20 protein-coding genes and 1 other RNA gene are annotated in these 21,092 nt (G+C 39.5%); 14 read left to right on the top strand and 7 right to left on the bottom strand.

From position 1 onward, the window contains the following. The 5 genes from dnaA (at nt 1) to CCS77_RS00025 (ending at nt 6,792) form a co-directional block, all read left to right on the top strand. On the top strand, nt 1-1,311 hold the full coding sequence (gene dnaA, locus CCS77_RS00005) for a chromosomal replication initiator protein DnaA (RefSeq protein WP_021088779.1): 1,311 nt from the start codon (nt 1-3) through the stop codon (nt 1,309-1,311). Between the two features lie 153 nt (nt 1,312-1,464). Beyond that, nucleotides 1,465-2,532, top strand: a complete 1,068-nt coding sequence (dnaN, locus tag CCS77_RS00010; RefSeq protein ID WP_107850074.1) for a DNA polymerase III subunit beta — start codon at nt 1,465-1,467, stop codon at nt 2,530-2,532. Nucleotides 2,533-2,549: 17 nt separating this feature from the next. After that, nucleotides 2,550-4,859 (top strand): DNA topoisomerase (ATP-hydrolyzing) subunit B, encoded by a 2,310-nt coding sequence (gene gyrB, locus CCS77_RS00015; protein WP_107916178.1) that lies wholly within the window; start codon nt 2,550-2,552, stop codon nt 4,857-4,859. Between the two features lie 53 nt (nt 4,860-4,912). Then, nucleotides 4,913-5,557: a preQ(1) synthase gene (gene queF, locus CCS77_RS00020; protein ID WP_236635274.1), complete on the top strand. Its 645-nt coding sequence runs from the start codon at nt 4,913-4,915 to the stop codon at nt 5,555-5,557. Next, nucleotides 5,557-6,792, top strand: a complete 1,236-nt coding sequence (locus CCS77_RS00025; RefSeq protein ID WP_103557844.1) for an HD domain-containing protein — start codon at nt 5,557-5,559, stop codon at nt 6,790-6,792. Before queF ends, CCS77_RS00025 begins: the two co-directional genes overlap by 1 nt. Here CCS77_RS00025 and ffs read toward each other — a convergent pair. Beyond that, nucleotides 6,779-6,876, bottom strand: an RNA gene (gene ffs / locus CCS77_RS00030) — signal recognition particle sRNA small type. The genes CCS77_RS00025 and ffs overlap by 14 nt on opposite strands. Before the next feature lie 113 nt (nt 6,877-6,989). Between ffs and CCS77_RS00035 the strand changes: the two genes are divergently transcribed. Beyond that, a complete protein-coding gene (locus CCS77_RS00035) occupies nt 6,990-7,424 on the top strand; it encodes a hypothetical protein (protein ID WP_107916179.1) in 435 nt (144 codons plus the stop codon). 360 nt (nt 7,425-7,784) lie between these two features. On the opposite strand, the gene CCS77_RS00045 is transcribed toward CCS77_RS00035, so the two are convergent. Genes CCS77_RS00045 through purM form a run of 3 tightly spaced genes read right to left on the bottom strand, consistent with a single transcriptional unit; the run spans nt 7,785 to nt 9,446 of the window. Further along, nucleotides 7,785-8,204 (bottom strand): RDD family protein, encoded by a 420-nt coding sequence (locus CCS77_RS00045; RefSeq protein ID WP_103601265.1) that lies wholly within the window; start codon nt 8,202-8,204, stop codon nt 7,785-7,787. A gap of 1 nt (nt 8,205) precedes the next feature. Beyond that, nucleotides 8,206-8,463 (bottom strand): hypothetical protein, encoded by a 258-nt coding sequence (locus tag CCS77_RS00050; protein WP_107916180.1) that lies wholly within the window; start codon nt 8,461-8,463, stop codon nt 8,206-8,208. After that, entirely contained in the window at nt 8,463-9,446 is a 984-nt protein-coding gene (purM, locus tag CCS77_RS00055) for a phosphoribosylformylglycinamidine cyclo-ligase (RefSeq protein WP_107916181.1), read from the bottom strand. The genes CCS77_RS00050 and purM overlap by 1 nt, the downstream gene beginning before the upstream one ends. A gap of 79 nt (nt 9,447-9,525) precedes the next feature. Here purM and coaE point away from each other — a divergent pair, with 79 nt between their 5' ends. Continuing rightward, on the top strand, nt 9,526-10,128 hold the full coding sequence (gene coaE, locus CCS77_RS00060) for a dephospho-CoA kinase (RefSeq protein ID WP_107916182.1): 603 nt from the start codon (nt 9,526-9,528) through the stop codon (nt 10,126-10,128). Here coaE and CCS77_RS00065 read toward each other — a convergent pair. Next, nucleotides 10,118-10,738, bottom strand: a complete 621-nt coding sequence (locus CCS77_RS00065; protein WP_107916183.1) for a DNA alkylation repair protein — start codon at nt 10,736-10,738, stop codon at nt 10,118-10,120. The two genes, coaE and CCS77_RS00065, sit on opposite strands and share 11 nt — an antisense overlap. Before the next feature lie 75 nt (nt 10,739-10,813). Between CCS77_RS00065 and dapF the strand changes: the two genes are divergently transcribed. Continuing rightward, nucleotides 10,814-11,557 carry a diaminopimelate epimerase gene (gene dapF, locus CCS77_RS00070; protein ID WP_107916184.1) on the top strand — a complete coding sequence of 248 codons (744 nt, stop codon included), beginning with the start codon at nt 10,814-10,816 and terminating at the stop codon, nt 11,555-11,557. Nucleotides 11,558-11,977: 420 nt separating this feature from the next. Here the strand turns inward: dapF and rplT are convergent, their stop codons facing one another. Beyond that, nucleotides 11,978-12,334 carry a 50S ribosomal protein L20 gene (gene rplT / locus CCS77_RS00075; protein ID WP_009295119.1) on the bottom strand — a complete coding sequence of 119 codons (357 nt, stop codon included), beginning with the start codon at nt 12,332-12,334 and terminating at the stop codon, nt 11,978-11,980. Nucleotides 12,335-12,434: 100 nt separating this feature from the next. Next, nucleotides 12,435-12,626: a 50S ribosomal protein L35 gene (gene rpmI, locus CCS77_RS00080; RefSeq protein ID WP_072594071.1), complete on the bottom strand. Its 192-nt coding sequence runs from the start codon at nt 12,624-12,626 to the stop codon at nt 12,435-12,437. 201 nt (nt 12,627-12,827) lie between these two features. Between rpmI and CCS77_RS00085 the strand changes: the two genes are divergently transcribed. The 6 genes from CCS77_RS00085 to gmd all read left to right on the top strand — a co-directional run bounded on the left by CCS77_RS00085 (nt 12,828) and on the right by gmd (nt 21,091). Beyond that, complete coding sequence (locus CCS77_RS00085; RefSeq protein WP_107916185.1) at nt 12,828-14,324, top strand: C69 family dipeptidase; 1,497 nt, start codon at nt 12,828-12,830, stop codon at nt 14,322-14,324. Nucleotides 14,325-14,830: 506 nt separating this feature from the next. Beyond that, nucleotides 14,831-17,104, top strand: coding sequence for a 5-methyltetrahydropteroyltriglutamate--homocysteine S-methyltransferase (metE, locus tag CCS77_RS00095; protein WP_107916186.1), 2,274 nt, complete (start codon nt 14,831-14,833; stop codon nt 17,102-17,104). 25 nt (nt 17,105-17,129) lie between these two features. After that, a complete protein-coding gene (locus tag CCS77_RS00100) occupies nt 17,130-17,588 on the top strand; it encodes a hypothetical protein (protein ID WP_107916187.1) in 459 nt (152 codons plus the stop codon). A 4-nt stretch (nt 17,589-17,592) separates the two neighbouring features. Further along, nucleotides 17,593-18,489, top strand: coding sequence for a methylenetetrahydrofolate reductase (locus CCS77_RS00105; RefSeq protein ID WP_107916188.1), 897 nt, complete (start codon nt 17,593-17,595; stop codon nt 18,487-18,489). An 85-nt stretch (nt 18,490-18,574) separates the two neighbouring features. Further along, nucleotides 18,575-19,945: a mannose-1-phosphate guanylyltransferase/mannose-6-phosphate isomerase gene (locus CCS77_RS00110; protein ID WP_107916189.1), complete on the top strand. Its 1,371-nt coding sequence runs from the start codon at nt 18,575-18,577 to the stop codon at nt 19,943-19,945. Between the two features lie 3 nt (nt 19,946-19,948). Continuing rightward, on the top strand, nt 19,949-21,091 hold the full coding sequence (gene gmd / locus CCS77_RS00115; protein WP_107916190.1) for a GDP-mannose 4,6-dehydratase: 1,143 nt from the start codon (nt 19,949-19,951) through the stop codon (nt 21,089-21,091). Nucleotide 21,092: the final 1 nt, after the last annotated feature.

Raw genomic sequence — 21,092 nt, forward strand, 5'->3', positions numbered from 1 at the left:
TTGCTAGCAGACGAGATTTTAGAGCTTTTACAGACAAAAATATCAGCTAATGAATTTGACTGCTACATCAAACAATTAAAATTTAACGAAAAGGCTTCAAACGAAGATTTTATAGTTTTTAACGCCACGAGTGAGTTGATGGCTAAATTTATAAAAACTAGATATGCAGAAAAGATCGCCTACCTTTACGAAGTAAAAACCGGCAAAAAGCCAGAGGTCGAGATAACTAGCCAAACAAAGCTAAAAAATATAAAGCAAAACCAAGTAAATGTAAAGCAGATCAAGGCGCAAAGCAGCATTTTAAACCCTGGATATACATTTGAAAATTTTGTCTGCGGCGACTCAAATCAGTTTGCATTTCTAAACGCAAAAGCAGTTGCAGACAAGCCTGGCGTGCTTTACAACCCACTTTTTATATATGGCACAACAGGTCTTGGCAAGACGCACTTGCTTCAGTCAGTTGGCAACTACTGCCTAGATCAAGGCAAGGTCGTTATCTGCGTGACGAGCGATCAGTTTATGATTGATTTTACCACTCATCTAAATAGCCACTCGATGACTAAATTTCGTGAAAAGTACCGAAACTGCGACGTTTTACTAATAGACGACGTGCAGTTTCTTGGCAAAACCGATAAAATTCAAGAGGAGTTTTTCAACACCTTTAACGAACTCATCGCCAAAAAAGGTCAGATCGTCATGACCTCAGACCGCCCAGCAAAGATACTAAAAGGCTTTGATGAGAGGCTAAAGTCTAGGTTTGAACAGAGCATAATGGCTGATATCACGCCGCCTGAGCTTGATACAAAGATAGCCATCATCATCAAAAAATGTGAATTTGACAAAATTTATCTAAACAAAGAGGTCATCGACTACATCGCTACAAACATGGGCGATAATATCCGTGAGATCGAGGGCGCTATCATAAATTTAAACGCCTATGCAAGCTTGATGAGAGTTGAGATAACGCTTGAATTTGCTAAAAACACACTAAAAGATCTCATCAAAGAGAAGCATGAAAATATAAATTTAGAGACCATTATAGAGATCGTGAGCAAAGAGCTAAATATCAAACCAAGCGACATAAAAAGCAAGTCAAGAGTGCAAAACATCGTCGAGGCTAGACGCATCATCATCTACCTTGCGAAGTTGCTCACTACAAATTCAATGCCGCAGATAGCAAACTATTTTGGTATGAAAGACCATAGCGCCGTTAGTCACAATATAAAAAAGATAAACGAGCTCATGGAGAGCAACGAAATTTTCAATCTCAGAGTGACTGAGATAAAGAACAAAATTTTAACAAAAGGATAAAAACAGAATGAAATTCGTGAATAAATGTGAAGAAATAAAAAATTCTTTTCACATTTTAAATAACGATGCTGGCGTGAGAAAAGATGCTTTTCACACTTTCACGCTACCAACTAATACAACAAAAAGAAAATTAAAAATAAGAGGGAGTATTTAATGAAGGTTTTAATAAACAAAAACATGCTTGAGAGCATAGTAACAAACACTAATCCATATCTCGAAAAAAGAGATCTTAGTGCTATCACTTCTCACATCTACATTTCAGTTAAAGATGGGGTTTTAAACATAAAAGCGACTGATCACGAGATAGGACTAGCATATAAACTAAGCAACGCAAAGATCGTTGATGAGGGCTATGCAACTGCAAATGGTAAAAAGCTACTTGACATCATAAAAAGCCTAAAAGATGAAGAGGTGACGCTTGAAACTGTTAATAACTATCTTTACATCAAGCAAAAAAACTCAAAATACAAACTTCCTATGTATAAATTTGAAGACTTCCCAGAGTTTCCAACGATAGAAGGCAAGGCCAAATTTAACATAGACGCCATAATGCTAGGAAGAAGTTTAAAGAAAATTTTACCTTGCATAGATAGCAACAACCCTAAATTTGAGCTAAACGGCGCCTTACTAGATATAAAACAAAACTATATAAATATAGTAGGCACCGATACAAAAAGGCTAGCTGTATTTAAATTTGCAAATGAAGCGAGCAATGAGTTTTCACTGATCATCCCTAAAAAGGCAATAAATGAAATTCAAAAGCTATTTTTCGACAAGATAGAAATTTACTATGATGAAAACGTCCTCATCGCTCAAAGCCAAAATTTTGAGTTTTTCACAAAGCTGATAAACGGCAAATTCCCTGACTATGAGCGCGTTATACCAAAAGATATCGCTATAAGATTTGAGCTAAGCAGAGATAAGATGGTTGAAGGCATCAAGACTATTTCTATGCTAAGCGATCAGATGAAGATAACTTTTTCAAAAGAGAGCATCACATTTGAGAGCATCATAGAGGACAACTCTGAAGCCAAAACGATGATAGAGTTTCAAACAGGACTTGAAGAAGATATCAGCATAAATGTAAAAAATAGAAATTTAATAGACTTCTTACAAAGCATAGAAGATGAGAAATTTGAGTTTGGATTTAAAGATAAAAATTTACCTTTCGTTGTTAGCTCAAAAGAGCTTTTAACGGTTATAAGTCCATTAAATATATAAGTTAAAAAAGGTTTATGATGGAAAATAATTACGGCGCAGAAAATATTAAAGTACTAAAAGGGCTTGAGGCGGTTAGGAAGCGCCCAGGCATGTATATAGGTGATACTAACATAAGCGGTCTTCACCACATGATCTACGAAGTCGTTGATAACTCTATCGACGAAGCGATGGCAGGATACTGTGATACGATAGATGTTGAGCTTACACGTGAGGGTTCAGCGATCATTAGCGATAATGGCCGTGGTATCCCAGTAGATATGCACCCAACTGAAAAAATTTCAGCTGCGACTGTTGTTTTAACTGTGCTTCACGCTGGTGGTAAATTTGACAAGGACACTTATAAGGTCTCTGGCGGTCTTCACGGAGTTGGTGTATCTGTCGTAAATGCCCTTTCTAAAAAGCTAGTCGTAAATATCAAACGTGATGGTAAGCTTCACAGACAAGAATTTGCAAAAGGCATCCCTCAAAGCGATCTTGAAGTTATAAAAACTACAAACCGCACAGGCACGCAAGTCGAGTTTTGGCCAGATGATAGCATATTTGAAGTGACTGAATTTGACGATGAAATTTTAGTAAAAAGATTTCGCGAGCTAGCCTATCTAAATCCAAAGATAACTATAAATTTCAAAGATCAAAGAAATGGCAGAAGCGAGAGCTTTCATTTTGAGGGCGGACTTGAGAGCTTTGTAACTGATATGAACAAGGCAAATGCTGTCAGCAAAGCAGTCTCATTTAGCGGCGGCGAAGATGATGTTATGGTTGATTTTGCACTGCTTTACAACGACACTTATAGTGAAAATTTACTAAGCTTTGTAAATAACATCAAAACTCCAGATGGTGGTACGCATGAGGCTGGCTTTAGAGCGGGTCTTACAAGAGTTATCACAAACTACGTTCAAGCAAACGCTGCTGCACGTGAAAAAGATACAAAGATAACTGGTGAAGATATCCGCGAGGGACTTATCGCAGTTGTGAGCGTAAAGGTGCCAGAGCCGCAGTTTGAGGGACAAACAAAGGGCAAACTAGGCTCTAGCTACGTAAAACCTATCGTTCAAAAGATGGTTTTTGACGTGCTTACAAAGTATTTTGAAGAAAATCCTATCGAAGCAAGAGCGATAATGGATAAAGCTCTAATGGCAGCTCGTGGTAGAGAAGCGGCTAAAAAAGCTAGGGATCTAACTCGCAAAAAAGAGAGCATGAGCGTAGGCACGCTCCCTGGCAAACTAGCTGACTGCCAGAGCAAAGACCCAGTCATCAGCGAGCTATATCTAGTGGAGGGCGACTCTGCGGGCGGTTCTGCAAAGCAGGGTCGTGATAGAGTTTTTCAAGCGATATTGCCGCTTAAGGGTAAAATTCTAAACGTCGAAAAGGCAAGACTGGATAAAATTTTAAAGTCTGACGAGATAAAAAATATGATAACAGCGCTAGGCTGCGGTATCGGAGATGAATTTGACGCTGAAAAGCTTAGATATCATAAGATCATCATCATGACCGACGCCGACGTCGATGGTAGCCACATTCAGACGCTGCTTTTAACTTTCTTCTTTAGATTTTTAAATAAAGTTGTAGAAAACGGCCACATCTACCTAGCTCAGCCGCCACTTTACCGCTATAAAAAAGGCAAGAAAGAAATTTATCTAAAAGATGAAAAGGCACTAAACGAATTTCTTATCGAAACTGGTATCGAGGGCGTTGATATAGAGGGTATCGGCAGTGCGGATCTCATCGACTTCTTAAAGATCGTTGCAGCTTATAGAAGCGTCTTAAAAGAGCTTGAAAAACGCTTTAACGTCCTTTCAGCGATCCGCTATATGATAGAAAATCCAGACATCGTCTCAAAAAGCTACAATGAAATTTTTGAAATTTTAAGAGATTTCTTAAAAGCTGAGGGTCATAACATCTTAAATCACTACGTTAGCGAAGATGAGGTTAGAATTTACGTCCAAACAGAGAGCGGCCTAGAAGAGCTTGTGGTAAATGAAAATTTATTTACAAATCCACTCTATGAAGAGGCGCTTTACATCAGCCAAAAGATAAAAGAGCGCGGCCTAGACTTGCATAGTGACGTTATAGACGTGCTTGATGAAGTAGAGAAAAATGCGAAAAAAGGTGCATATATCCAGCGCTATAAAGGTCTTGGTGAGATGAACCCTGAGCAGCTTTGGGAGACAACTATGAACCCTGAGAACAGAAGACTTTTAAAGATCGATATAAACGACACTATAAGTGCTTCTGATACGTTTAATCTCTTCATGGGCGATGAGGTCGAGCCAAGAAGAAACTACATCCAAGACCACGCAAAAGATGTTAAACACTTGGATATTTAAAAGGTGATCAAATTTAAATTTGACCTAATTAGCAAAAAAATAAAGGATAAAAAATGAGCGAAGAGCTAGAGATAGAGATGAAATACGGCGAGAAAATTTTGAAAGAATTTGACGTAGAGAGTGACCTTGAGGTCTGGGAAAATAAGCAAACAAGGGACTATGTCATAAAGATCACTCTGCCTGAATTTTGCTGCCTTTGCCCTCGCTCTGGTTATCCTGACTTTGCGACCATATACCTTGAGTACATACCAAACAAGCTAGTTGTCGAGCTAAAAGCGATAAAGCTTTATATAAATAGCTTTATGAACCGCAATATCAGCCACGAAGATAGTATAAATGAAATTTACTCTGTTTTAGAGAAAAAACTAGAGCCTAAATTTATGAAGATAGTGGGCGACTTTAACCCACGTGGAAATGTCCATACGGTTATCGAGGTCAGCTCTGATCTAGTCGTAAAAAAGCCAGCTGAAGAGAAAGAATTTACTCCAAAAAGTAGGGAGAGAAGCTTTAGTGATAAGCCACGTGAAAGACGTAGCACAAGCGATCGTGGTAGTAGCAGAGCTGGTAGCAGCAGAGGCAGCAGAGATGATAAATTTAAAAAAGATGACAAGCCAAGAAGAAGCTCAAATAAAGAGGGCTTTAGAAAGATAAGCTACGCAGATGATAAGAAGCCAAAAGTAGTCAAAAAGGATAAATAATGATAAGTGCTAAGCTTATAGAACATATCTTTAAAGCAGCATCTATATCACGTTGGAACGACTATCCAAAGATGACAAATTTAGTCGAGCTTGACAAGCAGGCTCATAAATTTATCATCGCTTATTTCATAGCAAAACAAGAGCAAAATGCCGATATGAACTACATCATCGAGGCTGGAATTTTTGAGTTTTTAAGCAGAGTCGTAGTCACAGACATACGCCCTGACGTCTTTCACCACATCCAAAAGACAAAAAAAGAGCAGATAAATAGCTGGGTTTTAAGCAACCTTGAGACACTCATCTCAGATATCGAGGGTGGCGAGTTTTTGGAGAGATTTAAAAACCACTATAAAAATGACAAAAGCCACGAAAAAGAGCGCCTCATCTTAAAAGCAGCCAGCTATCTTGCCACGAGGTGGGAATTTTCTATCGTCTATCAAACTAGCCAGTTTTTAAGCGATATCGACGAGCTTAAGGCGAAGGTTGAGGAGGAGATGGAGGATTATTATGAGTTAATCGGCGTTAGAAAGATCGCTATGAATCAAAAACTAGCCCGTCTTGTTGATCTAAGTGGCAGGCTAAGGTTTCAAAAGCGCTGGGCACAAACGCCTCGCATCCCTGAAACTGCGGTCTTAGGACATATGCTAGTTGTTGCGATACTAAGCTACTTTTACTCACTAAAAGCAAAAGCTTGCAAAAAACGGCTAGAAAATAACTTCTTTTGCGCACTATTTCACGATCTACCAGAGAGCCTTACAAGGGATATCATAAGCCCTGTAAAATACGGTGTAAAGGGGCTAAATGAGATCATCAGCGAGTATGAGATGAGGCTTATTGATGAGAGGATTTTGCCATTTGTGCCTGAAAAGATCAAAGATGAGTTTAGCTACATCCTTGGTATCAGAAAAGATGGCGAGAAATTTATCAAAGATGAGTTTGAAAATAGGACATTCGAGCGCAAGATCATCTGCCACGAAGGGACTATGGAGAACGTCAATGAGGATAAATTTAACCCGATCGATGGCAAAGCGCTAAAATACTGCGACAAGCTCTCAGCCTACATCGAAGCTGGAATTTCCATAAGCTACGGCGTCAAGTCAAAAGAGCTAACTGACGGCTTTAATAATATGTATAAATTTTTTAGCGAAAAACCTAAGATCGACGGAGTGGATTTTTTAGAAATTTGCGATGATTTTAATGAGCATTTTGGTTTAGAAAGACCCCCTCTCAGATGACTGCGGCACACACTTAATACAAGTGCTCTGCTGTGTTCCCACCCTGAAGCGGTGCTCATAAAAAGCATTGCACAGGTCTAAGAAGGAGCTTCGCAATCATACAAAAACTATACTTAAATTTAGTTTTATAGTTACATTTTTAAAAATTTAGCTTTAAGAGTATATAATCTCACATAAATTTCACCAAAAGTAGGGCAATGCCAGGAAAGATCAAACTTCGTTTTTTATCGGCTTTTAGGGATTTTTTCATCTATCATCACAAGTCTTTAGAGTTTCGTGCCAAAATTTTTGCTGCGATTATCTCGGCTAAATTTGACCCAGACGAAGATGATTTTTCCATCTTAAATGACATCGTAAGTGAAATTTATGAAAACGATCAGACTAGAAAAGACTTCTTAATTCAAACCGTTAGAGAGTACGTCGCAAGGGTCAAAAGAAACGATAGGATCACGCTTGACACGCTTCTTTTATGCATAGATAAAGATATGAAAGACCACAAAAGATATGCTAAAAAGATAGACTTTTCGCACCTTCGCCGCTTGATGAGTGGCTGCGAGGAGGAAATTTTAGTGCAGCAAAGAGTCTATGAGTTTTTGATAAACGAAGTTAAACTCTACTCACAAAGTGCTTAAATTTCACTCAAATTTAATCAAAAATTTTCGTGGCTTGTAGCTAAATTTTCTTGTTTTTGACCTTGATTTTCTTTATTTACCTTGCCATATAGGCGATTTATGACCAAAAATTTGAAACAATAATTCATCAGCTAAATTTACATTGATAAATGTGCATTATTTTGTGATAAAGCTGTTGCCAAGATAAAAAATTAAGAGCATAGATTAGCCCGTTTTGTAACTTCTTAGTGGCACCTGCTTGCTACCCTGTAAAGAGCAAGACATAGGGCTTTTTAAAGAATATATCTGCTCCATTATAAAAGAGAGTATCGACACAAAGCTAGGCAAAAACCGCCTACTTTAGCACGGAGCGAAGTAAATTTAAGCTGCTTTTTGCACGGCGGCTGAGTGAGTGATGATGTCGTGCAAATTTAGCTTGTCTTTTCTGAAAAAGCAAAGGCAAAGTCCGATGATGCTAAAGCCAGCAAATGCAAAGCAAATTTGGCGCAAGATCGCGTGAAAAAGGCTTAGTTTTTTGCCGGTTTGTAAATTTATGAGATAAATTTCTTGTGCTTTGTAGCCTGGAGTTTGTGCTTTTATGCTAAAAAATAGGCACATTATAAATGAGATGATGCTATTTACCACAAAGATGGCAAGCTGGTTGTTTAAAAAGTCCTCTTTACCGCCAAGAACGAGATATGTGCTGATGTAAAATATCGGCATCCCGATGATGAAAAGATCGATGATAAAGGCCTTTACTCTAGCCCAGATCGGTGCGATTTTTGCCTTTTGTTTTGCCAAGTCAATTTCCTGTATTTATGTAGATACGGCTAAATTTATCCCAGTCATATAGATAGACTAGGTTGTCACTCTCGCCGCTATCATGTGTGACGCAGAGCATAGTAGAGGCGCGTGAGACCTTGCACCAGTGACTATAGAGATCAAGTTTTTTGATATCGCTTTCTAGTACACCAAAATAGCCTATATATTCATAAATGCTAAGATCAAAAAAGCTCTTATTTTTGGTTTTTAGCAGACATTTTTTGCTAAATTCTTGCATCAAACTAGCTCAACGCTTTTGCCACTTACCACTTCGCCGATCACGTAGCCATCGCTATTTGCTAGCACAGCATCAATGTTTTCTTTAGGCACGACAAGGATCATGCCAACGCCCATGTTAAATGTCCTCATCATCTCGCTATCTTCTACTTTTTGAGCTAGGATTTTAAAAATTTCAGGCGTTTTTATAGCGCTTTTTTGCACCTTCGCGCCAAGTCCAGCAGGGAAGACGCGAGGCAAGTTTTCAACTATGCCACCACCCGTTATATGCGCCATCGCTGTGATCTTATCTTTTAAGTTTAAAAAGTCGCTCACGTAAATTCTAGTTGGTTCAAGAAGCACGTCGATTAGCTTGCGCTCACCCACTTTTTCGTCAAATTTTAGCCCAAGCTCGCTTACAACCTTTCTTGCCAATGAAAAGCCATTTGAGTGCAGGCCGCTGCTTGGAAGTGCGACTAAAACGTCACCAGATTTTACAAATTTGCTTCTGTCGATCTCGTCAGCCTCAGCGATACCCACGGCAAATCCAGCAAGGTCAAAGTCACCCTTTTCATACATCGACGGCATCTCGGCTGTCTCACCGCCGATCAGCGCACACTGCGCCTTTTTGCAGCCATTTGCGATACTTTTTACAACCTCTTTGGCGCTTTCTATCTCAAGCTTTGCAGTCGCGTAGTAGTCGAGGAAAAAGAGTGGTGTGGCGAAGTTGCAGATGAGGTCATTTACGCACATAGCGACTAGATCCTCGCCAACGCCGTCAAATTTCTTAGCGTCGATAGCTAGGCGAAGCTTCGTGCCAACGCCGTCGGTCGCGCCTAAAATGGCTGGATTTTTATATCCGCTTGGCAGTCTGACCGCACCTGAAAATGATCCGATGCCGCCTATGACGTTTGGTGTTTGCGTAGATTTTACGAAAGGCTTGATCGCCTCAACAAAGCTGTTTCCAGCATCTATATCAACTCCGGCATCTTTATAACTTATCATTTTCACCCTTTTGGTTATTTTTTAAAACTTTAGCCAAAAGTTGCTAAAATTGTTATCAATTTTCAAAAATGGAGCGAGTTTGCAGAATTTTCCAAACGCCTATGTCATCACAGGCTCGATCGCTAGCGGCAAAAGCACGGTTGTAAATTTGCTAAAAGAGCGAGGTTTTAGCGTGATAGATGCGGACCTCATCGCGCACGAGCAGCTTGAAATTTGCAAATGCGAGATAGTAGAAGTTTTTGGTGAGCAAATTTTAGATGAGACTGGCAAGATAGATCGTAAAAAACTGGGCGCCATAGTCTTTAACGAGCCAAAAAAGCTTAAGAATTTAGAGCAAATTTTGCATCCAAAGATAAAGGCTGAAATTTTTTTCAAAGCTTCGCAGCTTGAGCGCTTGGGGGAGATTTATTTTGTCGATATCCCTTTGTTTTTTGAAAAAAAAAATCGCTACAGCGAGTTTAAAAATGTAGCCGTGATCTACGCGCCAAAAGAGCTTTTACTAAGCCGTCTAATGAGCCGAAATGGGCTAAGCTTAGAGGATGCAAAAGCTAGAGTAGAGCTTCAGATGAACATCGAGAAAAAGCGAAAAATGGCAAAATTTATTATCGATAATAGCAGCGATAGGGAGCATTTAAAGCTCGAGTTAGAGAAATTTCTAGGGCAAATTTGCGCTATTTCTTGATAAATTTACTAGCAAATTTATATGTTTGCAAGCTCTCTTTACTATCCAAATCCCAGCTAGCAAGCTCAGCTTTTACTAAATTTGGAAATTTCTTGCTTATATCCTTTAGAGCATTGCCAACCGACTTTCTAAGATATTCGCTCTCGTCTTCTTTTAAGCTAGCTAGACGCCTAATGGCCTCATCTGGGTTATCTTTAAAATAGGGCCTATTTGTCCATATCCTAAGGCCTTCACTTACGGCTCTTTTTGCATTTGCGTTGCCGTTTTTTAGCCAGTTATCGATCGTTAAAAGTGCCTGCTCGTAGCCAATTTTTTTACAAAATTCGTCAAACGCCTTTGCCAGCACCTCTTGAACCCTCCAGTTTTCATCTTTTGAGACTTCATCTCTCATAAACGCCAAAATTTCTTCACTATCTGATAGGTGCCCAAAGAGAAAAACCGCATACATCCGCACTTGATAGACATTCGAGCCGTATGCTATGTATGCAAGCTCTTTGCAGCGCTCTGCTCCCTTTGCTTTATAGTCAGCCAAAGCCCTACTTTCTTGCTCTTTAAAGCCATTTTCTATCAAAGAAAACTCTTTTTCTAAATTTAAGATACAGCTCTTCAAAGTGGCTCCTTTAAAATCACTAATAACTCTTATCTAAATTTTAGTAAAATCACGCAAAAAATAAAAGGATGGCTCATGCAAGTCTCAAAATATAACGCTAGTGGCAACGATTTTGTCATATTTCACACATTTTTGAGCAAAGATAGAAGCGAGCTTGCAAGGCAGATTTGCAGCCGAACAAACGGCGTGGGAGCTGACGGGCTCATCGTGCTTTTGCCTTACGAAAAGGGCGTGAAATGGGAGTTTTACAACAGCGACGGAAGCTACGCTGCGATGTGTGGCAACGGCTCGCGTGCGGCTGCTAGATATGCCTATCTAAACGGCCTTGTTAGTTCAAGCGAATTTGCTCTGCTAACTGGTAGCGGCGAGGTGATGGCAAGCGTGAAAGATGAGTGCGTCGAGGTCGTGCTAACAAGTCCAAAAATTTTAAGCGAACCACTAAATGAAGGTGGCAAAACTTGGTACTTTTACGATACTGGCGTGCCTCATCTTGTAAATTTCACGCGAAATTTAGATGAATTTGACGTCAAAGAGTGCAGGGCGCTTCGCCAAAAATACAATGCAAATGTAAATTTAGCCAAATTTGATGGCGGAGTTTTAAAGGTGAGAACCTACGAAAGGGGCGTGGAGGACGAGACGCTAGCTTGTGGCACTGGCATGGCGGCTTGCTTTTACGGCGCTACTTTAAATTTAAACGCAGCACAATGCCTAAAAGTCTATCCAAAAAGCGGCGAGGAGCTTGGCCTTAGGCTTGAAAACGCTAAAATCTTATTTAGCGGAGCGGTGAAACACTGCTTTGATACGAGTATTGAAATTTAAGCTTTTAGAACTAGTTTCTAACACTTGTTTTGAGCTAGCCGAGCAAACAAGTGTTTAAATTTATGTCATCAAATTTTACGCCCAACAGCTAGCTAAATTTATACTAAATTTATAGTGGTATTGATTTAAAATTTAAAAACAAACCATTTAAGAGTTTAGCTACTTAAATATCTCGAGAATAAATTTATATGAAATTTAGTGGGGTGTAAAAATTTCCGCCGAAATTTTATTTAGTGGAGCTTTTAAACACTGCTTTGATACGAGTATTGAAATTTAGCTATTTTGGCTGCTGGTAATTAAATTTAGTTAGTAGTTTGTAAAGGTCGCGGGTAGTAAATTAAAACAAATAGTTTTTAGAGTTTTTGTTATTAAAATTTAAAGTGTATAAAAAAAGATCTCCGCCGAAGCGGAGAAAAGGTGTTATTTCAAAGCATCTTTTGCTTGTTTTGCAAGTGCCGCAAATGCCTTCGCGTCATTCATAGCTAGATCAGCTAAAATTTTTCTATCAAGTTCTATGTTAGCTTTGTTTAAGCCGTTGATAAATCTTGAATAGCTAATGTCGTTTAGTCTGCAAGCTGCGTTGATACGAACGATCCATAAACGTCTGAAATCACGTTTTTTCTGACGTCTGTCGCGGTATGCGTAAACTAAACTTCTCTCTAGTTGCTCTTTAGCTTTTCTAAAGTGTTTATGTCTAGCACTGAAAAAGCCACGTGCTAGCTTTAAAACTTTCTTATGGCGTCTTCTTCTAACTACGCCTGTTTTTACTCTTGCCATATTTATCCTTTTACAAATTGGCGCTCACAAAGTGAGTCTTGCCCCTAAATTTGGGGGAGTTTGAATGACTTTTTTGTCAAAAACTTAAATCTGCAGCTGCTTATACGCCGAGCATTTTGCGAACGGCTGGGACATTTGTGCTGTCCACGTATTTTGGGCCACGCAAATCTCTCATACGCTTACTAGGTTTTTTTGTTAAGATATGGCTTCTAAAAGCAGAGCCTCTTTTTATCTTATTTTTACCTACTTTAAAGCGCTTAGCAGCACCGCGAACGGTTTTCATCTTTGGCATGCTAATCCTTTTTGAAATTTTATACGCAAGTGCGTAAGATTTGGATTATAGCGAAAAATCCTTTAGAAAATTTAAATTTCACTTAGACAAAATTTGCAATAAATTTACATTTAACTTAAAAAAGTTTTAAAATTTAGAATTAAATTATTAAATTTGAAATATAATCACATATAAGAAATTTATTTTACTAAAGGAGTAAAAATGAAAGGCAAAATTCTTGCATCAATCGTCGCTATGAGTGCGATTTTAGGCACAAGTAGCTTGGCATGCACTACCATTTTAGTAGGAGATAAAGCTTCAAACGACGGCTCTATGCTAGTGGCTAGAAGCGCTGATAGCAAGGCTATAAAGGCACAAGTCTTTTTGATACATCCAGCTACGAAAAACCAAACTGGCATGCACAGCTCAAAGGCACATGACGGCGCAAATGACTTTACATATCCGCTCCCAAAAGATGGCATGAGATACACAACTATCGCAAACTCACACACAAAACTTCACGGAGCAGTCGGCTACAACGAGGCTGGCGTAGGACTTAGTGGCACTGAGACCATCTATGCAAAAGATGAGCTTTTAAAAGTTGATCCATACAACGAAGAGACCGGCATCACAGAAGATGACATCCCAGACGTGCTTTTGCCACGTATGAAGAGTGCAAAAGAGGGCGTTAAGCTTCTTGGCGAGATAGTGGAGACAAAAGGCGCTGGAGAGGGCTTTGGCGTGGTATTTGTCGATGCAAACGAGCTTTGGTACTTTGAAACTGGCACAGGTCATAAATGGATCGCTTCAAAGATCCCACAAGATGAGTATTTCGTCACTGCAAACCAAGGCAGACTACACGCTTACAAAGAGAATGATCCAAATTTCATAGGCGCAAAAGATGTGATCAAATTTGCGATCGACAACAAGACTTATGACCCTGCAAAAGATGGCGAATTTAACTTTACAAAGGCCTATACAAGGGATGATGAGAGAGATATGACCTACAACTATCCACGTGTTTGCTGGGTTCAAAGTATGTTTAATCCAAGCTTAAAACAAGACTTCGCTGATGGTCAGAAATTCCCAGTATTTTTAAAACCAGAGAAAAAACTAAGTGTTGAAGATCTAAAAGCTGCGATGAGAGCCCACTACGATGGCACTGCGTTTGATAACTACGCTAGCAAAGATGAAGATAAGAAAAACATCTACCGCGCTATAAGCGTCTTTAGAACGTATGAGTCTCACGTCATGCAGGTGCGCCCGTGGCTACCAAAAGAGATCGGCCGCGTGACCTACGTCGCTCTTGGTATGGCTGATCTTAGCGTTTATTTGCCGTATTACGAGGGGCTTGATGGCTTTATAAAAGGCTACTCTGATGGCTCATATGACGCTGATGATACTTCGATATACTGGGTTTATAGAAAGCTTCAAACCCTTGTAATGACTGATTATGAGAAGTATTCGCCAGTGGTAAAAGAGGCCTACGCTAAATTTGAAAAAGAGTTGGCAGTAAAACAGGCTAAATTTGAAGATGAGTATGTGAAACTTTATAAAAAAGATAAGAAAAAAGCGGACAAACTCTTAAATGAATTTAGTCAAAAGACTATGCAAGAGGCTAAGGACTTAACGCAGGAGCTTACAAACAAAGTCTTTACTATGCTTACAGCCGATATGGATGCTAAGCTAAAATCCCTAAATAAAGGCAAAAAAGACTAAATATTCTGGGCGTGAAATTTAGTAGCGCCCAAACTTTAAACAAAAATTTGGCAAAGAGCGTTTATAATGCGACAAAAATTCACTACAAAGGAAAAACGCTGATGCCTTGTCCCATGCGTAAAGCTCATTAATCTCGGCAAAAAACATATCAGCGATTTTCAAAAAACACGCAAATTTTTAAATGATTTTACATTTTTTCACATTGAGATAAATCCCTTTTTGTTAGCAGGTCCGCTGCATTGTAACTGCATTTTTAATAGCAAAGCTAAGCAATGCCTGAAATTTGGCAAGGACCTTTTTAGCAGGGTTTTTTATAAATTTTACTTTAGTTTAAGAAAAAGCGGGTGTCATCCACCGCATTTTGGGTAGCCCAGACTTGTGCACAGCGCAACAACATTGAACATGCTGGGGGTTTGGGTCGAAGGGATATACCCGCATAAAAATATTCAAGGTTGCTGCGCCTTGCGCAGTTTTAATTAAAAAATAGAAATTTATAAAGGATAAAAATGATAAAAAGTTATGTTTTAGGTTTTCCAAGAATCGGAGAGAAAAGAGAGTTAAAGCGCGCATTAGAGGGCTTTTGGGCTGGTAAAGAGGGCTTTAGTGAAGAGAATTTGCAAGAGACTGCAAAGACGCTTCGCCAAAGACACTGGAAATATCAACAAGACGCTGGCATTTCGGCTATTAGCGTTAATGATTTTTCATTTTACGACCTAATGCTTGATAACATCATCGCTTTTGGCGCTACGCCTCCAAGATTTGCAAATTTAAGCGGCTTAGAGCAATATTTTGCTTGCTCAAGAGGCAATAAAAACGGCGTTGCGATGGAGATGACAAAGTGGTTTAACACAAACTACCACTATATCGTGCCAGAGCTTAGCAGCGAGAGTAAATTTAGCCTAAAAGCGGACAAAATTTTAAATGAATACAAAGAGGCGAAGGCTAACGGCGTAAAAGGCAAGGTAAATTTGATCGGCCCTATCACATTTTTGGCCCTTTCAAAGACGACTGACGGCAGCTGCCCATTTAAGCATCTTGACGCACTTGTAGGCGAGTACAAAAAGCTACTTGAGCAAATTTCTAAGCTTGATGATGAAATTTTAGTGCAGTTTGACGAGCCGATCTTCGTAACTGACAAAAACGAAGAGCTACTCTTACCACTTATCACAAAGGTTTATAACGAGCTAACGGGCGTTGCAAATAACATCAAGATCGTGTTTGCGACATATTTTGAGCATGCGATCAAGGCAGTTGGCGAAGTGGCTAAAACTAAAATTTACGGCATCGCACTTGACTTCATCCACGGCAAGAGAAATTTCGAAGCACTTGAGACTATCAAAAATAGCCATTTGACGCTATTTGCAGGCGTGATCGACGGCAGAAATATCTGGAAAAGCAACATCGATGAGAAGGTAAAACTTGTTCGTGAAATTTCAGAAAAAATAGGCGGCAAAGACTTTTACATAGGCACTTCATGCTCACTTCTACATGTGCCATACACTCTAAAATATGAAGAGAATTTAAACCCTGAGATCAAAAGCTGGCTAAGCTTTGCGGTTGAGAAGCTTGATGAGATCAAGATCATCACAAAACTAGCAAACGGCGAGAAGCTAAATGAGAGCGAAACAAAAATTTACGAAGAGAATAAAAATGCAGTTAAAACCCGCGCTACTTCAAAGCTCATCCACTCTGAAAGCGTCCAAAAACGTATCAAAAATTTAAGCAAATTTGAACGTGATGAGAAATTTGAAGACCGCATAAAAATTCAACGCGAAACACTAAAATACGGTATCTTGCCAACAACAACGATAGGTAGCTTCCCTCAAACGGTTGATCTTCGCGTACTTCGCCAAAATTTCAAAAAAGGCGAGATCGACGTGGCCGCTTATGAAGCTGGTATCAAAAAATATATCGATCACTGCGTGAAATTCCAAGAAGATATCGGCCTAGACGTGCTAGTACACGGCGAGCCAGAGAGAAACGACATGGTTGAGTACTTTGGCGAGCAGATCAGCGGATACGCATTTAGCCAAAATGGCTGGGTACAAAGCTACGGCAGCCGCTGCGTCAAGCCACCACTTCTCTTTGGTGACGTAAGCCGCCCAGAGCCGATGACTGTTAAGTGGATGAAATACGCTCAAAGTATCACAAAACACGTAATGAAGGGCATGCTAACAGGTCCTGTGACTATGCTAAACTGGAGCTTTGTGCGTGACGATCTGCCAAGAAGCGAGGTAGCAAAACAGCTCGCACTTTGCATCTATGACGAGATCGCAGACCTTCAAAATGCAGGCATCAGAGTGATCCAAGTCGATGAGGCAGCGTTTAAAGAGGGCTATCCGCTAAGAGCTGAAAATATCCCAGCTTATGAGAAATTTGCGGTTGATTGCTTCAAGCTTTCAGTAAGCTCAGCCGAGGCAAAAACTCAGATCCACACGCATATGTGCTACTCTGAATTTAACGATATTATTAAGACTATCGAGGCAATGGACGCTGATGTCATCAGTATCGAGACTGCAAGAAGTGGCAACGAGCTACTTAAAATTTTCAAAGCCGTTGGCTACAAACAAGAGGTCGGACCTGGCGTTTACGACATCCACAGCCCACGCGTGCCAAGTGTCGAGGAGATCGTCGCTCAGATCAAAGCTCTGCTTGAAGTCTTGCCAAAAGAGCAACTCTGGATCAACCCTGACTGCGGCCTAAAAACTAGAAAATGGGAAGAGGTCGAGCCAAGCCTTAAAAACATGGTAGAAGCCGTCAAGATCATAAGAGGTCTATAAAATTTAATTAAAAAGGATTTGAAAAATGAAAAGGATTTTTCTATTTATAATATTAGTTATATTTGCGTCCGGATGTAGTTCTGGACGCCACTCTATACCACTCAACAAAGGTGCGTACAAGCAAACAAATATCTATAGTATCAGCGAGACTTTAAATTTAGAAGCCGCCAAAAAAGAGCTAGCAGGCTTTGAAAATGTGAGGCTTGAATTTGGCTCAAATGACCAAAATAAAAGCGTCATCAAGGCAAATGTAAAGGTTCAAAGATTTATCACTGATAGCGGAGATATAAAGGGTTATTGCCAAGAGGCTTTTGTCGCCGTCATAAAAAGATATATGGTAGCTGCTAAAAAGCAAAATGCCGACGTGGCAAATATCGTGAGCTTTTGGCGAGCCGACGCGAAATACCTAAAAGACGAGTTTGTCTGCATGTCGTCAAAAAGTTCTGTTGGCGTGGTGATGAGGGCTGATCTAGTTCAAAAGTGAGAAAATGCTAAAAGAGAAAATTTTAAATAAAGAAAAAGGGCTCGTGCTATACGGTCTCACGCCGCCAAAGGCTGAATTTGAAGAGGCAAAGCTGCGTGAGATATCAGAACGCTGGAGCGGGCGGATAAATGATATCAAGGCCGACGGGCTCGTGCTTTACGAGGTGCAAGACGAGAGCGAGCGAAATGATAACGAGAGGACATTTGAGTTTAGTGGGACGCTAAGCCCAGAAATTTACTACAAAAAGTACCTAAACGTCGCTACTCCTAGTATATTTTACCGTGTGGCTAGCGGATACGGCGAGGATGATTTTCGCGCAGCGCTTAAGGCTCAAAGCTCAAATTTAAACGTGCTAGTGGGGGCAACTTCAAGCACGCAAAAAGTGAGGCTAAATTTAGCTCGCGCTTACGAGATCGCTAGCGAATTTAAAGAGTTGGCAGTGGGCGGTGTCTGTATCGCAGAGCGTCACGGCAAAAAGGGCGATGAGCCACAAAGGATGCGTGAAAAGATCGCAGCTGGGGCTAAATTTTTCATATCGCAAGCGATCTTTGACGCACAGCTAGCGCATAAATTTTTAGAGGATTGCGCGGCTGCAAAGATAAGTGAGCCGATATTTCTTACATTTAGCACAGCGGGCAATGCAAAAACGCTTGAATTTATCAAATGGCTCGGAGTGAGCGTGCCAAGCTCGGTCGAAGAGAGGCTAAATTTAAGCTCAGACTACCTAGCTAGTAGCTGCGAGATCATCAAAGAAATTTGGTGCGAGCTAAAGAAATTTGGCGATGAAAATGGGCTAAATTTAAGCATAAATATAGAAAGCGTTATGGCAAAACGCGCCGAGATCGAAGCGAGCCTGGAGCTAACGCATAAGATGAGAGAGGTGCTTTATTCTAGCGAGTGAAGGTCATTAAATTTATCTATTTAAAAGTGAGTTTTTGGTTAAATTAAATAGATTTTTTAATATTAATTTAAAGTTGAAATAAATTATGACTAATATATTATTATGCGGTGGTTCTGGTACGAGGTTATGGCCTATTAGCAGGACTTTGATGCCAAAACAATTTATTAAATTATTTGATGATAGGTCTCTTTTTCAGCTAACAGCACTGCGAAATAGTGAAATTTGCGATAGGACATTTGTTATAACAAATGTTGATCATTACTACTTAGCAATGGATCAGATAGAAAATTTAAATATCACAAATTTCAAATATCTGCTTGAGCCAGTTGGTAGAAATACTGCTCCAGCGATTACATTGTCTTGCCTCGCACTTGATCCAAATGAAGTGGTTTTAGTAACGCCATCGGATCATTTGATAAAGGATGTTAAAGAGTATCAAAAGAGCGTAAAGGTAGCAAAAGAGCTGGCTGAACAAAATTTTTTAGTTACTTTTGGCATAAAACCAAGTTCGCCTGAGACTGGATTTGGCTATATTGAGAGTTTTAGTGGTGATGTAAAGGCTTTTTATGAAAAGCCAGACCATGAAAGGGCAGTTAAATTTCTAAAAGATCAGAATTTCTACTGGAATTCAGGCATATTTGTCTTTAAGGCAGGTGTTTTCTTGGATCAGATGAAAATTTTTGCCCCTGAGATACTTGAAGCATGTAAGCTAGCTTTCAATAACGCAAAAAAAGATGAATTTGATATTAAAATAGACACTACCGATATGCAAAATATCCCACAAAACAGCATAGATTATGCTGTGATGGAAAAATCAGATATCGTAAAAATGGTAGCACTAGATGCATCTTGGAGCGATCTTGGAAGCTTTGATAGTTTGGATGAGCAGCTACCAAAAGATACCAATGGTAATACAATAAATAGCGATCTGGTGCATATAAATTCTCACAATAACCTAGTCTTATCTAGTGGCAAAAAAATAGCCTTGATAGATGTTGATGATCTAACTATAGTTGATACAAAAGATGCTCTTTTAATATCTAAAAAATCCTCTAGCCAAAAAGTAAAAAATGTGGTAGAAATTTTAAAAGAGGAGAGCTCTGAGCTTTGCAATGCTCATCTTACTACGAACAGACCATGGGGGAACTACACTGTTCTTGAAAATCAAGATGGCTATAAGATAAAAATAATAGAGGTAAAACCTGGTAAAAGGCTATCTTTACAAAAGCATTTTCACAGAAATGAGCACTGGATAGTACTATCAGGTAGTGCCACTGTGACGATCGGCGAGACAACTAGACTTGTTTGTCCTAATGAGTCTATCTATATAAAAATGGGTGAAATTCATAGGCTATCTAATGAAGGTAAGATCCCTGTGGTTTTAATAGAAGCTCAAGTCGGCGAATATACAGGTGAAGATGATATAATTCGCCTAGATGATGATTTTAAAAGGTGATTTATGGATAAAAAAGTAGCGTTAATAACTGGTATAACTGGCCAAGATGGATCGTATTTGGCGGAATTTTTACTAAAAAAAGGTTATATAGTCCATGGCATAAAAAGGAGAACAAGTCTTTTTAATACAGATAGAATAGATCATCTTTATCAAGATCCACATGTTGATAATAGAAACTTTTTCTTGCACTATGGCGATATGACTGACTCTATGAATTTAACAAGGATCATCCAAGAGGTACAGCCAGATGAAATTTATAACCTAGCTGCCATGAGCCACGTACATGTAAGCTTTGAGACTCCAGAGTATGTCGCAAATGCTGATGGTACAGGCACTCTTAGACTGCTTGAGGCTATAAGGATACTAGGACTTGAGAAAAAGACTAAAATTTATCAAGCATCTACCTCTGAGCTTTACGGAAAAGTGCAAGAGACACCGCAGAGCGAGACTACGCCGTTTTATCCAAGAAGCCCTTATGCGGTCGCAAAGATGTATGCGTACTGGATAACGGTTAATTATAGAGAAGCTTATGGCATTTTTGCTTGTAATGGTATATTGTTTAATCATGAATCACCAGTTAGAGGCGAGACTTTCGTCACTAGAAAGATCACAAGAGCAGCTAGTAAGATAGCGCTTGGACTTCAAGACAAACTTTATCTTGGAAATTTAGACGCCAAAAGAGACTGGGGTCATGCAAAAGACTATGTGAAGATGATGTGGATGATACTTCAAGCCCCACAGCCAGAAGACTGGGTGATAGCAACTGGGCAAACGACAGCGGTTAGAGACTTTGTAAAATTTGCATTTGCTTATGCTGGTATAAATTTGAGATTTGAAGGGGCTGGTGTAGACGAGGTAGGAGTTGTGGACTCACTAAATTTTGAAAAGTCAAAAGAGTTAAATTTAAATTTGTCTCATTTAAACGTTGGTCAAACTGTGGTTTGCGTGGATCCAAGATATTTTAGACCAACAGAGGTTGATTTGCTACTTGGAGATCCTAGTAAGGCAGAGAAAAAACTAGGCTGGAAGAGAGAATTTAACCTTCAAGACCTAGTAAATGATATGATGAAATCAGACTTAAAGCTCATGACAAAAGATCTCTATCTAAAAGATGGCGGATATGAGATAATGAGCTATTTCGAGTAAA

It is taken from the genome of Campylobacter concisus, assembly GCF_003048375.1.
In the GTDB taxonomy this organism is placed as follows: Bacteria; Campylobacterota; Campylobacteria; order Campylobacterales; family Campylobacteraceae; genus Campylobacter_A; species Campylobacter_A concisus_T.

Bases quoted from the DNA above. Each gene is read 5' to 3' on its own strand.
- dnaN (WP_107850074.1), top strand. From the start codon at position 1,465: ATGAAGGTTTTAATAAACAAAAACATGCTTGAGAGCATAGTAACAAAC.
- gyrB (WP_107916178.1), top strand. From the start codon at position 2,550: ATGGAAAATAATTACGGCGCAGAAAATATTAAAGTACTAAAAGGGCTT.
- queF (WP_236635274.1), top strand. From the start codon at position 4,913: ATGAGCGAAGAGCTAGAGATAGAGATGAAATACGGCGAGAAAATTTTG.
- CCS77_RS00025 (WP_103557844.1), top strand. From the start codon at position 5,557: ATGATAAGTGCTAAGCTTATAGAACATATCTTTAAAGCAGCATCTATA.
- CCS77_RS00035 (WP_107916179.1), top strand. From the start codon at position 6,990: ATGCCAGGAAAGATCAAACTTCGTTTTTTATCGGCTTTTAGGGATTTT.
- CCS77_RS00050 (WP_107916180.1), bottom strand. From the start codon at position 8,463: ATGCAAGAATTTAGCAAAAAATGTCTGCTAAAAACCAAAAATAAGAGC.
- purM (WP_107916181.1), bottom strand. From the start codon at position 9,446: ATGATAAGTTATAAAGATGCCGGAGTTGATATAGATGCTGGAAACAGC.
- dapF (WP_107916184.1), top strand. From the start codon at position 10,814: ATGCAAGTCTCAAAATATAACGCTAGTGGCAACGATTTTGTCATATTT.
- rplT (WP_009295119.1), bottom strand. From the start codon at position 12,334: ATGGCAAGAGTAAAAACAGGCGTAGTTAGAAGAAGACGCCATAAGAAA.
- rpmI (WP_072594071.1), bottom strand. From the start codon at position 12,626: ATGCCAAAGATGAAAACCGTTCGCGGTGCTGCTAAGCGCTTTAAAGTA.
- CCS77_RS00085 (WP_107916185.1), top strand. From the start codon at position 12,828: ATGAAAGGCAAAATTCTTGCATCAATCGTCGCTATGAGTGCGATTTTA.
- metE (WP_107916186.1), top strand. From the start codon at position 14,831: ATGATAAAAAGTTATGTTTTAGGTTTTCCAAGAATCGGAGAGAAAAGA.
- CCS77_RS00100 (WP_107916187.1), top strand. From the start codon at position 17,130: ATGAAAAGGATTTTTCTATTTATAATATTAGTTATATTTGCGTCCGGA.
- CCS77_RS00105 (WP_107916188.1), top strand. From the start codon at position 17,593: ATGCTAAAAGAGAAAATTTTAAATAAAGAAAAAGGGCTCGTGCTATAC.
- CCS77_RS00110 (WP_107916189.1), top strand. From the start codon at position 18,575: ATGACTAATATATTATTATGCGGTGGTTCTGGTACGAGGTTATGGCCT.
- gmd (WP_107916190.1), top strand. From the start codon at position 19,949: ATGGATAAAAAAGTAGCGTTAATAACTGGTATAACTGGCCAAGATGGA.